This window comes from Terasakiella pusilla DSM 6293 (assembly GCF_000688235.1).
Classification (GTDB): Bacteria; Pseudomonadota; Alphaproteobacteria; order Rhodospirillales; family Terasakiellaceae; genus Terasakiella; species Terasakiella pusilla.
In genome coordinates this window covers 103,984-118,191 of record NZ_JHYO01000001.1, presented here as the reverse complement: position 1 = coordinate 118,191, position 14,208 = coordinate 103,984, and the positions used below count along the sequence as shown (strand labels likewise).

Annotated in this window: 12 protein-coding genes; 10 read left to right on the top strand and 2 right to left on the bottom strand. The window is 51.3% G+C overall.

Translation table 11 applies throughout. From position 1 onward, the window contains the following. Positions 1-13: 13 nt before the first annotated feature. Positions 14-2,053, bottom strand: coding sequence for a PAS-domain containing protein (locus Q397_RS20360; RefSeq protein WP_169737947.1), 2,040 nt, complete (start codon positions 2,051-2,053; stop codon positions 14-16). Between the two features lie 277 nt (positions 2,054-2,330). Here Q397_RS20360 and Q397_RS0100630 point away from each other — a divergent pair, with 277 nt between their 5' ends. The 7 genes from Q397_RS0100630 (at position 2,331) to Q397_RS0100600 (ending at position 10,595) form a co-directional block, all read left to right on the top strand. Then, entirely contained in the window at positions 2,331-3,137 is an 807-nt protein-coding gene (locus tag Q397_RS0100630; protein WP_028877771.1) for an ABC transporter ATP-binding protein, read from the top strand. A gap of 1 nt (position 3,138) precedes the next feature. Beyond that, positions 3,139-4,962, top strand: a complete 1,824-nt coding sequence (locus Q397_RS0100625) for an AMP-binding protein (RefSeq protein WP_028877770.1) — start codon at positions 3,139-3,141, stop codon at positions 4,960-4,962. Between the two features lie 14 nt (positions 4,963-4,976). Beyond that, on the top strand, positions 4,977-5,870 hold the full coding sequence (locus Q397_RS0100620) for a branched-chain amino acid ABC transporter permease (RefSeq protein WP_028877769.1): 894 nt from the start codon (positions 4,977-4,979) through the stop codon (positions 5,868-5,870). A gap of 4 nt (positions 5,871-5,874) precedes the next feature. Continuing rightward, entirely contained in the window at positions 5,875-6,966 is a 1,092-nt protein-coding gene (locus Q397_RS0100615) for a branched-chain amino acid ABC transporter permease (RefSeq protein ID WP_028877768.1), read from the top strand. Positions 6,967-7,064: 98 nt separating this feature from the next. Then, positions 7,065-8,339 carry an ABC transporter substrate-binding protein gene (locus Q397_RS0100610; RefSeq protein WP_038012383.1) on the top strand — a complete coding sequence of 425 codons (1,275 nt, stop codon included), beginning with the start codon at positions 7,065-7,067 and terminating at the stop codon, positions 8,337-8,339. Positions 8,340-8,473: 134 nt separating this feature from the next. Then, complete coding sequence (locus tag Q397_RS0100605) at positions 8,474-9,301, top strand: ABC transporter ATP-binding protein (RefSeq protein ID WP_028877766.1); 828 nt, start codon at positions 8,474-8,476, stop codon at positions 9,299-9,301. Between the two features lie 58 nt (positions 9,302-9,359). Further along, positions 9,360-10,595, top strand: coding sequence for a phenylacetate--CoA ligase family protein (locus Q397_RS0100600; RefSeq protein WP_028877765.1), 1,236 nt, complete (start codon positions 9,360-9,362; stop codon positions 10,593-10,595). A 156-nt stretch (positions 10,596-10,751) separates the two neighbouring features. Here Q397_RS0100600 and Q397_RS0100595 read toward each other — a convergent pair whose 3' ends face one another. After that, positions 10,752-11,633, bottom strand: a complete 882-nt coding sequence (locus tag Q397_RS0100595; RefSeq protein ID WP_028877764.1) for an HpcH/HpaI aldolase/citrate lyase family protein — start codon at positions 11,631-11,633, stop codon at positions 10,752-10,754. A 109-nt stretch (positions 11,634-11,742) separates the two neighbouring features. On the opposite strand from Q397_RS0100595, the gene pdxY reads away from it, so the two are divergent. The 3 genes from pdxY to cobW are packed head-to-tail and all read left to right on the top strand — an operon-like array spanning position 11,743 to position 14,174. Then, entirely contained in the window at positions 11,743-12,594 is an 852-nt protein-coding gene (gene pdxY / locus Q397_RS0100590; protein WP_038012380.1) for a pyridoxal kinase PdxY, read from the top strand. Then, a complete protein-coding gene (gene cobU, locus Q397_RS0100585; RefSeq protein ID WP_205618776.1) occupies positions 12,595-13,089 on the top strand; it encodes a bifunctional adenosylcobinamide kinase/adenosylcobinamide-phosphate guanylyltransferase in 495 nt (164 codons plus the stop codon). An 8-nt stretch (positions 13,090-13,097) separates the two neighbouring features. Further along, positions 13,098-14,174: a cobalamin biosynthesis protein CobW gene (cobW, locus tag Q397_RS0100580; RefSeq protein ID WP_028877761.1), complete on the top strand. Its 1,077-nt coding sequence runs from the start codon at positions 13,098-13,100 to the stop codon at positions 14,172-14,174. The last annotated feature ends 34 nt before the right edge of the window (positions 14,175-14,208 follow it).

The following is a 14,208-nucleotide window of genomic DNA, read 5'->3' as shown; positions in this document are numbered from 1 at the left end:
AGAGGATTTAGCTTCAATTTTTGCGATCAAGGGCTTTGCGCACTCTGGTCGCAAGTTCCAAGCGCTCAAAAGGTTTGGGAATCAAATTAAGCTCGCCCTGAAATAATCCGGTTTGATCCATCACTTTATCAGGGTAGCCCGACATGAACAAAACCGGTAGTTCCGGCAGGCGCTCGCGGACCTGTTCCGCCATCTTAATGCCGTTCAGACCACCGGGCATTTCAATGTCGGAAAAGAGCAAATCAAATGCCTGATCAATCTCCAGAATGCCGAGGGCTTCATGCCCGTCACAGGCGGAGACAACTTCGTAGCCGAGACGGCGTAGGCTGTTGGTGGCGAACCCGCGCACGCCCGGATCATCTTCCACCAGCAGGATACGTTCAGTCCCTTGCGGCAGTTGTAAAGCCCGTTTGGCCGGAATTTCCTGTTTTAAAGCTTCGGTACTGCGCGGCAAGACAATGCGGAACGTCGTACCATTGCCTGCTGAGCTATCTACTTGAATATGCCCTTGGGATTGACGCACAAAGCCGTAGATCATCGATAGGCCCAAGCCACTGTTCGGCCCTTTTTCCTTTGTGGAAAAGAAAGGTTCAAACATGCGTTCCATAATTTCCGGTGACATGCCGGAGCCTGTGTCTTTTACCGAGATAACGACATAATCACCGGGGGAAAGGTCCACATTGCGATCGGAAAACACATTTTTAAGCGTGACATTTTCCGCATAAATTTTCAGCTCGCCAACCCCGTTCATGGCGTCGCGCGCATTGATGACTAGATTGAGAACAGCGTTCTCCAGCTGGTGCGGATCAATCAGTACCGGCCAGATGTTCTTGTTAATTTTCAGTTCCATATCGACCTGCGCGCCAAGGGCACGGGTCAGCAGGTCTTTCATCCCCAAAATCAACTCACCGGCATCACTCAGGCGGGGCTTGAGGGGTTGGCGGCGGGCAAAAGCGAGCAATTGTTTCACCAACTCGCCCCCGCGTCGTGCCGCATCAAGGGCAGGGCCAACCATTTCCAAAAGGGTGGGTTCGTCTTCGCGTTCTTCTTCCAATACGGAAAGATTACCGATGATGATGGTCAAAAGATTGTTGAAGTCATGAGATAAGCCGCCGGTCAACTGGCCGATGGCTTCCATTTTCTGAGCCTGACGGAACTTAAATTCCGCATCCCGCACATCGGTGACGTCTTGCCCAAGCACAAAATAGCCCAGTACATCGCGCGCTTCATTAAAGTGTGGAATAAAGGAGACGAGGACGTCGACTTCACGGTTGTCGGGGAGCTCTAGTGTAAATTCCCGCGCCGCGCGCTCGCCCCGCAGGGCTGCGCGGATACAGGGCAAATGTTCGCGATAAACTTTTTCACCTAACACTTCCTTGGCGCTGCGTCCGACGATTTGATCGGGGCTGCGGCGGAACCATTCTTTATATTGTTTGTTGGCAAAGGTGTAGGTCAGATCCGATTCGACATAGCCGATCAGGGCTGGGACCGTGTCGGCAATCAGCCGGATACGCTCTTCCGATTCTTTAAGGGCATCAAGGGCTTTCTTGAGTTCGGCTGTCCGTCGGGCAACGCGGATTTCAAGCTCTTCATTGGCAAGCTTCAGGGCGCGTTCGGCGCGTTTGCGTTCGGTAATATCCTTATAGACGGTCACAAAGCCCCCGCCGGGAATCGGATTGCCGCGGACCTCCAGGATCGTGCCGTTTGGGCGTTCACGCTCTAAAATATGAGGGATGAACTTACGGGCTTCTTTGACCCGGTCGGCAATAATATCATTGACCGGGTACTGGCCATATTCACCACGTTCGGCATTATAACGGATAAAATCTTCAAACGGCGCACCGTAATATCCAAACCGTTCAATCGGGAAATCGGTCAATTCAAAGAATTTAGAATTCCAAGCCACCAGATTTAGGTCGGAATCATAAATAGAAAACCCGTCATCCAGATGTTCCAGACCTGTTTGAACAAAGGCCCATTGCTGGGCATCCAGTGCAGGCCCTTCAATATGGGGAAGGACTTGATTTTCCTCTGTTTTATGTGGTTTTGCCATGACCGTATCCATTATTATTCTAGTGAAATGCTAGCCAAAAATAGGTTTGAAAGGGGTGAACTTTACATTCCTTTACAATGTTTATCCGGATCTTGAATGTATATGCATTGACCCTTCACAGTTTTGAGTTAGCCTTCCAGTGTCGAAAAAGCGGTTTTAAACGTGTACAGCAGTTTTCGTTTCAGACGAAACGATTTGGTGTTACGCTAAAGATCGCAAAAAAAGCAAATAAAGTAACGGCTTATCTTAAGGGGCCGATATAACTGGGAGAATAAGCATGACAGGGCAAACGCCCATTTTGGAAGTCAATGACATTTCATTGCGTTTTGGCGGTGTGCGCGCATTGAGCAATGTCACCTTCGATGTAAAAAAAGGCGAGTTATTTTCCATCATCGGCCCAAACGGCGCCGGGAAAACATCGTTGTTGAACTGCATCTCCGGGCGGTATTCGCCACAAGAGGGTTCTATTAAATTCAATGGCCAGGAAGTCACCAAGATGACACCGAACCACCGTGCCGAACTGGGCATGGGGCGGACGTTCCAGAACTTGGCGCTGTTTGCGCATATGACGGTTTTGGACAACATCATGGTGGGGCGTCATCACCTGATGAAAAATAACTTCCTGAACGGCGGTTTGTACTGGTTTGGCGGCGCGCAGAAGGAGGAATTGCTCCACCGTCGCGAAGCTGAAGACATTATTGATTTTCTTGAAATCTCCCACATTCGAAAATCTGTTGCCGGTACGCTGTCTTATGGTTTGCGCAAGCGCGTTGAATTGGCGCGTGCTGTTGCGTTGCGTCCTGACCTTTTGCTGTTAGATGAGCCAATGGCAGGGATGAACCTGGAAGAAAAAGAAGATATGGCGCGCTATATCTGTGACCTGAATGAAGAGTGGGGCATGACAGTTGTCATGATCGAGCACGATATGGGTGTGGTCATGGATATTTCTGAACGCGTAATGGTACTGGACTTCGGTAAAAATATTGCTGAAGGCTTGCCTGATGAAATTATGAAAAACGATTATGTGAAACGCGCCTATCTGGGTGTTGATGAAGATGATGAAGCCGAAGGCGAGGTCGCTTAACATGAGCAATTATTGCGATATCAAGGTGCACGATACCTTTCCTAAAATCCTGCGATACAACGCCCAGAATTGGCCCAATGAAATCGCGATGCGCGAAAAGGAATACGGGATCTGGAACGAGTTTACCTGGGCCGATTACAACGAAGAAGTAATGCTTCTGTCCGTTGGCATGCACGCGCTGGGCTGCGGCAAAGGTGATACAGTCGGCCTGTTGGGTAAAAACCGCCCGGAATGGGTGTGGGGTGAAGTTGCAGCCCAGGCCATCGGGTCCATGTCCATGGGGATTTACGAAGACTCGCTCGGCCCGGAAGCCTCCTACCTCATCAACTATGCGGAAACGAAAGTCGTGATCGCGGAAGATGAAGAGCAGGTCGATAAGCTGCTGGAACTGGAAGATGTAACGTCCATCAAACACATCATTTATTGTGACCCGCGTGGCATGCGTAAGTATGACGACCCGCGCTTGATGGATCACGAAGACCTGAAAGAACTGGCGCGTAAAGAGCTGGAAAAGAATCCGAAGCTTTATGATGAGTTGGTTGATATGGGGAAAGCCGATGATGTGGCGATCCTGTGTACCACGTCCGGTACAACATCCAATCCGAAGCTGACCATGTTGCAGTCCGGTCCGTTCCTTGATCATTCTTTGGCGTATTTGCGCGCCGATGGGCGTGAGCCGGGCGACAACTATGTATCTGTTCTGCCGCTGCCATGGATTATGGAGCAGGTCTATGTTGTGTCGCAGGCGCTGATCGCACGTGTGATCGTCAACTTCGTGGAAGAGCCGGAAACGATGATGGCTGACCTGCGCGAAATCGGCCCAAGCTTCGTTCTGCTTGCGCCGCGTGTCTGGGAAAACATCGCCGCTGACGTGCGTGCCCGCATGATGGACTCCACCAAGTTTAAACAGAAAATGTTTGAATGGGGCATGAAGCTGGGCATGGAAGCGCTGGATCGTGGCGAACGTTCCAAGCTCGCGGACTTTATCCTGTTCCGCGCGTTGCGTGACCGTCTTGGCTTTACCAACCTGCGTTCTGCCGCAACCGGTGGGGCGGCGATGGGGCCGGATACGTTCCGTTTCTTCCTCGCGATGGGTGTGCCGTTGAAACAGCTTTACGGTCAAACGGAAATGGCGGGTGCTTATACCATCCACCGCGGCGACGATATCGATTTTGATAGTGTCGGCTTCCCGTTTGATAATGCGGAAATCAAGATCATTAATCCCGACGAAGAAGGTGTGGGGGAGATCGTTTCCAGAAACAGCGGCATGTTCCTTGGCTACTACAAAAACGAAGAAGCCACGAAAGAAGACGTCCGTGACGGCTGGATGCATACAGGTGATGCCGGTTACTTCAAGAAAGAAAACGGTCATCTGGTGGTTATCGACCGGATCAAGGATTTGGCGGAAACCTCTACAGGTATCCGTTTCTCCATCGTGTCCAAATGGTGTGAGCAAAACCAGATCGCCTTTACCAACTATACAAACATCTCCGCGCTGCCACAGGTTTACGAGCAGGTGAAGCGCGAGATTGAAAATGTAAACGCCACCTTGCCAGAAGCGCAGCAAATCCAGAAATTTGTTCTGTTGTACAAAGAACTGGATGCGGACGATGGCGAATTGACGCGGACCCGTAAGGTTCGTCGTAAAGTGGTTGCAGAAAAATACGCAGATATCATCGATGCGATTTATGAAGATAAGCCTGAAGTTCATATCGACACGTTGATTACATTCCAGGATGGCTCCAAGTCGCGCATCGTCACAGACCTGAAGGTCGAAACGATGGACGGCGCCACCTCTGTACAAACAAAAGCTGCGGCTGAATAAGGGAGAGAAACGAGATGAACTGGGATCTACTTGGTCAGCTGCTCATGAACGGGCTCATCATCGGTGCACTGTATGGTGTTGTCGCGATGTGCTTCGTTCTGATCTACAAATCGACCCAAATTGTTAACTTCGCCCAAGGTGAGTTTTTGCTCATTGGTGCTTGGGTATGCTGGTGGTTCCTCACCACTTGGGAGCTACCGTTTGTTGTTGGCTTCCTGTTTACACTGGCCTTTATGACGGTGTTTGGCATCGTCTTACAAACTGTCGTTTTGCGTCCAATGATTGGTGAGCCGATTATTTCGGTGATCATGGTGACGATCGGTTTGAGCCTGTTCTTCCAGGCCGGTATGAAATGGATATTCGGTGTGAACGTACAGCCGTTCCCGAAAGTGTTTGAAACCGAAACGGTGGAAATTTTCGGGATGATGATCCAGACAGCCTATATCATGAGCTTGGGGATCTCCCTCTTTATCATGATCGGCTTTGCATGGTTCTTTAAATCCTCCAAACATGGTTTGGCGATGCGTGCGACGGCTTTTGATCAGCAGGTTGCACAGTCTCTGGGGATTTCCGTTAAAAACGTATTTGCGATGGCTTGGGCGATCAGTGCGGTTGTGTCCGCGGTTGCCGGTGTGGTTATCGGGATCGTAAACGGCGTTTCCGACACCTTGGCCTTCATCGGGATTAAGGTTTTCCCGGCGGTGATCCTGGGTGGTCTTGACTCCATTATCGGCGCGATCGTCGGTGGTGTGATCATTGGCCTATTGGAGAACTTTGCGGAATATGCTGACGGACAGTGGTTCCAAGTCGGCAACATGTACACCATTGCGCCGTTCTACGTGCTGGTCATCATTTTGATGATTAAACCGTACGGCTTGTTTGGCACCAAAGATATTGAGCGAGTATAATTAGATGGCTGGTTATAACATGATGCGGTGCGGTGAATTCCGCACCACCTACGAGAAAGACACAACCATCTTTCCGACCCCTATGTCCAAGAAATTTGCAATCCTCGGTGTACTGCTATGTGTTATTGCGCCCTTGCAGATTGGTGAATTCAGCTTTGTCAGCGATACATTACTGACCTTGATGATTCAGATCGGCTATCTGTCGATCGGGGCTTTAGGTTTGAATATTCTGGTCGGTTTTACGGGTCAGATTTCCCTCGGCCATGCTGCGTTCTTCGGCTTCGGTGCCTTTGCCTCTGCGTGGATGAACAACGACTTCTCTATTCCGGTCTTCTTTTCCATTCCGCTAGCGGGTGTTCTGACCATGGCTGTCGGGATGATCTTCGGGATGCCGGCTGCACGTATTAAAGGTCTGTATCTTGCGATTGCGACATTGGCGTCCCAGTTCATTCTGGAAGACTTCTTTGCCCGTGCAGACTGGTTTACAGGTGGGGCCGCGGGGGCGCTTGCCAACCCGTTTGAGATCTTCGGTTTTGCCATCTCCGGTGATCGCAGCTACTACTATGTGGTGCTGGTCTATATGATCGCCATGTACATTCTTGCAGCGAACCTGATGCGTTCACGCGATGGCCGTGCCTTTATTGCGGTGCGTGACCACTATCTGTCTGCAGAAGTTATGGGCATCAACCTGACATGGTACCGTGTTCTGTCCTTCGGGATTTCGTCCTTCTATGCGGGCATCGCCGGGGCTTTGTTTGCGCACTATCTGCAATATGTATCCGTTGAAAGCTTCAACCTGTTACTGTCCATTCAGTTTATCGGCATGATTATTATCGGTGGTCTGGGCAGTGTCATGGGGTCTTTGATGGGGACCGTCTTTATGGTGCTCCTGCCGGAGATCATGCAGGAAGCGGCGAGCATTATTACTTCGACATCGTGGGGGAACATCCCGGCGATTACAGAAGGGATCAACTTTATGAAAGAGATGGTTATCGGTGCGGCGATTGTGCTGTTCTTGATCTTTGAACCCGATGGGCTTGCCCACCGCTGGCGGATGATCAAAGCTTATTGGAAGCTGTATCCATTCTCTTACTAACCAAGGAATTCTTTTTAAGAATAGTGGGGCGAGAACACAATAAAAACGCCCCGGATCACCTCACAGGAAGGTTAACTTTACTAAGGGAGACGCATTCTATGCGCAAATTACTATCCGGCCTTTTGGCCACAACAACAGCAGTTGCATTTGCCGGTTCTGCACTGGCAGCGGACAAAGTTCTGATTGCTAACCTCGCTGACCTGACAGGTCCGACAGCTTCTGTTTCCAAGCCTTTCACAAAAGGTAAGGAAGATGCGGCTGCTTACATCAACGCAAACGGCGGGATTGCTGGTATGCAAGTTGATCTGGACACAGTTGACTATGCGTACGCTGCGCCGCGTGCGATTGCCCAGTACAAAAAATGGAAGTCTGAAGGCGTTGCTGTTATTCAGGGCTGGGGTACAGCGGATACGGAAGCACTGGTTGGTTTTGTTTCTCGTGACAAGATCCCTTACTATTCTGCGTCTTACTCTGCACACTTGCAGGACCCGAAAGCCAAGTCTGAGCACACTAAAAAAGCGGCTCCGTACAACTTCTTTGCTGGCCCGTCCTACTCTGACGGCGCGCGCGCTGTAATCCAGTGGGCGGCTGCTGATGCAAAAGAAAAAGGCATTGCGAAGCCGAAGTTCGTTTACATGGGCGACAACCACCCGTACCCGAACGCTGCGAAAAAAGCGGCTAAAGGCTATGCGGAAGACCTTGGTTTCGAAGTTGGTACCGACATTGTTTATTCTATGAAAGCGGGCGACTTTAAAGCGCAGTGCTTGTCTTTGAAAGAGTCTGGCGCACAGTACGCTTATCTTGCAAACACAGGGGGTTCCGGTATTTCCCTGCTGAAATCCTGTGACGCTGTTGGTGCAGACGTGCAGTTCCTGACAAACGTTTGGGGTATGGACGAAAACGTTATGAAAGCGGCTGGTAAGTCTGCTGACGGCGTTGTCTTCCCGATGGGTGCTGCGGCGTTTGGCGCTGACGTACCGGGCATGGAACTGGTTAAGAAAATCAACGCTGCCGGTTCTAACCAAGAACACCACGCGGTTCACTACATGCGCGGCGTTTGTTCTTTCTACTACATGAAAGAAGCGATGGAATGGGCGGCTGTAAACGGCGGCATCACTGGCGAAAACATCAAGAAAGGCATGTACCAGAAGAAAGACTGGGTCCCTGCTGGTCTTGAAGGTGTTTGCCCGGCCGGTACATGGACAGAAGATGACCACCGCGGTCACATGGACGTTTATGTTTACCAAGCAAACGTAAAAGAAGACGCGGCTGCAAACGCAACTGTTCCAGAACTGCTAAAAGCAGGCACAATCGGCATGACGAAGCTGTTTGATGCGAAACTGGAGCGTAAACCGGAGTGGCTCGGCCTCTAAGGAATCCTTCCTGAGGTGAAGGGGCGCCTGCCTATTATGGGTGCCCCACCCACTTTCTTTAAAAGATATTTATTTAGAAATTTAACAAACAAATCCGCCCACGATTTAAAGGGCACAGGGAAAAGGAATACAAAATGGCTGAGGCAGCTTTGGCACAAGAAAACGCAGAAATGATGCTGAGCGTAAACAACATTGAAGTGGTTTACGACGAGGTTATCCTGGTATTGCGCGGTGTGAGTCTGGAAGTTCCCAAAGGCGCACTGGTAACGTTGCTCGGCCCGAACGGTGCCGGTAAATCAACCACCCTGAAAGCAATCTCCGGCCTGTTGGGGACGGAAGATGGCGAAGTCACGCGCGGTGATGTCACGTATAACGGTCAAAACATTGCAAACGGCAGCCCGGACAAGATCGTGCGTGATGGTATCTTTCAGGTGATGGAAGGCCGCCGTATCATTGAAGATATGACGGTCATCGAAAACCTGCGCCTTGGGGCCTATACCCGTAAAGACAGCGCTTCCGAGATCAAGGCTGACATTGAAAAAGTGTTCCACTACTTCCCGCGTTTGAAAGAACGGACAGGCCTTGCCGGTTATCTTTCCGGTGGGGAGCAACAGATGTTGGCGATTGGTCGTGCGATTATGTCCAAGCCGGATATGATCCTGCTGGACGAGCCAAGCATGGGTCTGTCCCCGCTGTTGGTGAAAGAGGTGTTCGAGATCATCCGCACCCTGAACAAAGAGCTGGGCATTACCATGTTGCTGGTTGAACAGAATGCCAATATGGCCCTGAAACACTGTGACTACGGGTATATCATGGAATCCGGCAAAATCGTATTGGACGGCACACGTGAAGAGTTGCTGAACAACGAAGACGTAAAAGAATTCTACCTCGGCGGCGGTGGGGAAGAGCGCAAGTCGTTCAAGAACCTGAAATCCTACAAACGTCGTAAGCGTTGGTTGTAAAGGCGAACGCACCCTTTTCTGACTTACTTTCTCAAAAAAATAAAAACAGGTATTAGCCATGGGCAACCAAACCTTTTTCGATGCTTTGGAAACACGCGATCAATCTACGCGTGAAGAAGATCAGTTTAAAAAACTGTCAGAGCAACTCGTTCATGCAAAAGCCAACGCGCCTTATTTCGGTGATTTGTTGAAAAATATCGATCCGTCCAGCGTGACAGATCGGGCAGCATTGGCACAAATCCCTGTTACGCGCAAATCCGACCTTATTGATTTGCAACGCCAAAACCCGCCTTTTGGGGGGCTGAGTGCCGCACCGATGGGCCGTTTGTTCCAGTCGCCGGGTCCGATCTATGATCCGGAAGGCCGCGAGGAAGATTACTGGTCAACGGCGCGGGCGTTCTTTGCTGCGGGGTTCCGTGCTGGTGACGTTGTTTTGAACACGCTGTCCTATCATTTGACGCCGGGGGGCTTCATTCTGGATAGTGGGGCACGTGCGTTGGGCTGTGGTGTTATTCCCGCAGGCCCAGGCAATACGGAACAACAGTTGGAAGTGATCCGCGATATTCAGCCGAACGGCTATTGCGGAACTCCTTCTTTCTTCCGCATTCTACTGGAAAAGGCCGATGCCAAGGGGATTGAAACAACTTGTTTCAAAAAGGCCTTGGTTACCGGTGAGGCCTTGCCACCGTCTTTGCGCGATTGGTTTATCGCACGCGGTATTGAAATTGTGCAGGTCTATGCGACAGCAGATGTGGGCGCGATCGCTTATGAAACATCAGCGCGTGAAGGTCTGATTGTGGATGAAAAAGCGATTGTCGAGATCGTACGCCCCGGTACCAATGATCCGGTTGCACCGGGTGAGGTCGGGGAAGTCGTTGTCACAAACCTGAGTTCCCGCACGTATCCGTTGATCCGTTTCGGGACAGGCGATCTGTCGGCTGTCTTGGAAGGCGAAAGCCCCTGTGGGCGCACCAACATGCGCATCAAAGGCTGGATGGGCCGTGCAGATCAACGCACCAAAGTGAAAGGCATGTTTGTGGACCCGAAACAGGTCGATGCGGTCGTAAAAAGCTTTGACGAGATTAAACGCGGGCGTCTGGTTGTCAGCAGTGACGATAACCGCGATGCCATGACCCTTCAGGTCGAAGTGGAACATGGTACCGATACGCTGGCCCAAGCAATTTCTGCCGAAGTGCAGAATATTTGTAAGCTGCGCGGTGCGGTGGAATTTGTCGCACCGGGTAGTCTTGCCAATGACGGCAAAGTCATTGATGACATTCGAACTTACGAATAAGTAGATTTTTCGTCTCTCTCCTTCTGCTTCAATTGTAAACCAACTTGACCCCTGCCTGTGCGGGGGTCTTTTTTTGGCTTTTGTGTGGAGGGACGTGGGCCATGAAAAAAGGCCCCCGCTGTCGCAAGGGGCCTTTTAAAAAGTCGCGGCTTGGGCTTAGCCTTCAGCTTCCATCTTGGCGATGGCCTCGGCTTGGGCGACAATTTGTTTGGCGGTCACGACGTGCAGGTTCTCGATCAGTTTCCCGTCCACGAGAACAACGCCTTTGCCTGCTTTTTCAGCTTCGGCGTGGGCTTCAATGATCTTTTGGGACCAGGCGACTTCTTTTTCAGAAGGACCGAAGACTTCATTGGCTTTGGCAACCGTTTTCGGGTGGATCAGGGTCTTGCCGTCAAAGCCCAGCTCAAAGCCTTGTTGGCAATGTTCGGCAAAGCCTTCGTCATCGGACAGGTCCAGATACACCCCATCCAGAATCGCAATGCCAGCCGCACGCGCAGCAAGGATACAGACGTTTAGGGACATCATGAAAGGCAAGCGCATCATAGTGTGGGCGCAGCGCAGTTCTTTGGCGAGGTCGGACGTTCCCATCACGAAGCCACCCATACGATCTGTGCTATCGGCGATTTCTTCGGCGTGCAGCATGCCGCGCGGGGTTTCCATCATACACCAGATTTTCATATCGGCAGGGGCGCCGGCAGCGTCCATGATCCCTTCGACCTGACGCACGGTGTCCGCGCTTTCCACTTTGGGCAATAAGATACCATCGGCACCAGATGTGCTTGCGGCAACGATATCGTCATAGCCCCAAGGCGTGTTCAGGCCGTTGGTGCGGATCAGGATTTCGCGCATGCCGTAGCCGCCTTCTTTGACCGCATCAACGATCTGCTGGCGGGCGATTTCTTTGGCATCTGGCGCGACCGCATCTTCAAGATCAAGGATCAAACCGTCTGCCGGAAGGGTACGGCCCTTCTCAAGCGCACGGGCGTTGGAACCGGGCATGTAAAGGACACTACGACGTGGACGAGCTGTTGCAGCCATTGGACATTTCCTTTTGATATTTTACGTTACTATTTATTTCGCAATTGCGGAAAAATATAAACAAAAGTTTCTCATTGGCAAGGGCAGATCATGGGGTATAACAAAACCTATGAGTATTCTATCGATTCAATCTACTGTAGCTGTTGGCCATGTGGGTAATTCAGCTGCTGTTTTTCCGATGCAACGCCTTGGATTCGAAGTCTGGGCGGTGCCTACTGTGCTTTTTTCCAACCATCCGGGCTACGCGTCCCACGATGGCGCGACCGTGCCTGTCAAGACGATGCGCGGCATGGTCGATGGGATTGACCAACTGGATCATTTCGCCCATTGCGATGCGGTTCTGTCTGGCTATCTCGGCTCCGTTGAGACTGGCGAATTCGTCATCGAATCGGTGGAACGGATCAAGGGGATCAATCCTGATACACTGTATATGTGTACGCCCGTATTCGGTGATATTACGCGCCAAATTTACGTGAAGAGCAAAATTGCGGAATTCGTGCGCGATAAGTTGATTTCCCATGCCGATATTTTGGCCCCCAATATGTTTGAACTGGAATATCTGACGGGTCGTGCGCAAGAGTCGCTGACAGATACCCTTTTTGCGGCTGATCAGCTCCGGTCGCGTGGGCCAAAGACGATTTTGATTACGGCTCTGAAGGGGCGAAAAGGCAACCGTATGACTTTGTCTAACGTGGTTGTGTCTGATGAGGGGGCGTGGCGTGTCACGGTCCCGCAAATCCCGATTCGCGCCAAAGGGACCGGCGATACCTTGGCGGCCTTGTTTTTGGCCCATACATTGCGGGGGGAAAAGCCGGAAGAAGCGCTGATGCTGGCGACCTCGACCCTCTACAGTATCATTGATGATACTGCGCGCCATGACAGTGACGAGTTGCGCTTGATCGATGCGCAAGCTGAGTATCTCAGCCCGAGTTATTATTTTGATGCGGTAAGGATCGGCTAGATGATTACACTTGTCCTTGGCGGTGCGCGATCGGGGAAATCGGCCCATGCGGAAAAAATAATCGAGGGGTTGGGGGGTGGCACCTACCTTGCCACTTCACGGGTGTGGGATGCGGAAATGGCGGAACGTGTCCAAATTCACAAAGACAGGCGCAATCATCTTTGGACGACGATAGAAGAACCGGTTCACATCAGCGATCTCATTCAATCCAGCCAAGGGCCGATGTTGGTGGATTGTTTGACGCTCTGGCTGTTTAACCTGATGGAAGAAGAGTGTGATATCTCTTTGGAAACAAACAAATTGTGCGCAGCATTGGTTGCAGCAAAGCAGGATATCGTGCTTGTATCCAACGAAGTCGGCTTAGGGATCGTGCCTGAAAATGCCTTGGCCCGAAAGTTTCGCGATCAGGCCGGCCGGCTTAATCAGGCAGTGGCGCAAGCCGCCGATCGTGTGCTATTTATAGCGGCAGGACTTCCCCTCACCCTTAAAGAGTAAGAGATAACATGAAAATTCCAGCGACAGTGATCACCGGTTTCCTTGGTGCCGGTAAAACGACCCTCGTGCGTCATATGCTTGAAAATGCAGGTGGCAAACGCATTGCTCTCATCATCAACGAATTTGGTGATCTTGGTGTTGACCGCGAAATGGTCAAAGGGTGCGGCATTGAAGGCTGCGAAGACGAAAACGGCGATGATAACGTTATTGAACTGGCAAACGGCTGCATCTGCTGCACTGTGGCGGATGAATTTTTGCCAACGATGGAAGCATTGCTGGAACGTGAAACCCCGCCGGACCATATCGTGATTGAAACCTCCGGTCTGGCCTTGCCCAAACCGTTGGTCAAAGCCTTTAATTGGCCGGAGATCAAAACCCGCGTTACCGTTGATGGTGTGGTCGCTGTTATTGACACCCACGCGGTCGATATGGGCCGTTTTGCCGATGACGAAGCCATGGTGCAAAAAATGCGCGAATCGGATGAAAACCTGGATCATGATAACCCGCTGGAAGATGTGTTTGAAGACCAGCTTCTGTGCGCGGATATGGTGTTGCTGAACAAATCCGATCTGGTGAGCCCGGAACGTCTGGAAGAGATCAATGCTGAATTGGCCGCCAAGGTACGCGACCATGTGAAGTTTATCAAAACTGACTTCGGGCGTGTTGATCCGGCGATTCTGTTGGGGCTGGACGCGGCGGCTGAAGATGATCTGGACGCACGTCATTCCCATCATGAACATCATCACGATGACGATCATGATCACGACGATGACCACGATCATCATCATGATCACAGCCACGATGAATTTGAGAGCTTCTGCGTCACCCTCGGCCCTATCGCTGACCCGGATGGGTTGGAAGCGCGCTTGCTGGACGTGGTGAATGCCCATGACATTCTGCGCGTTAAAGGGTTTTTGGATATTCCGGGCAAGCCGATGCGTCATGTGGTGCAAGGGGTTGGCCCGCGTTTCCAACGTTATTTTGATCGCCCGTGGACGGCGGATGAAACCCGCAACTCCCAGCTGGTCATCATTGGTAAACACGGCCTTGATCGTGCCGCCATTGAAAAGGCGCTTGCGGCGTAAGTATCGCCCCTCACCCTGAAAGAAAAAACCCTTT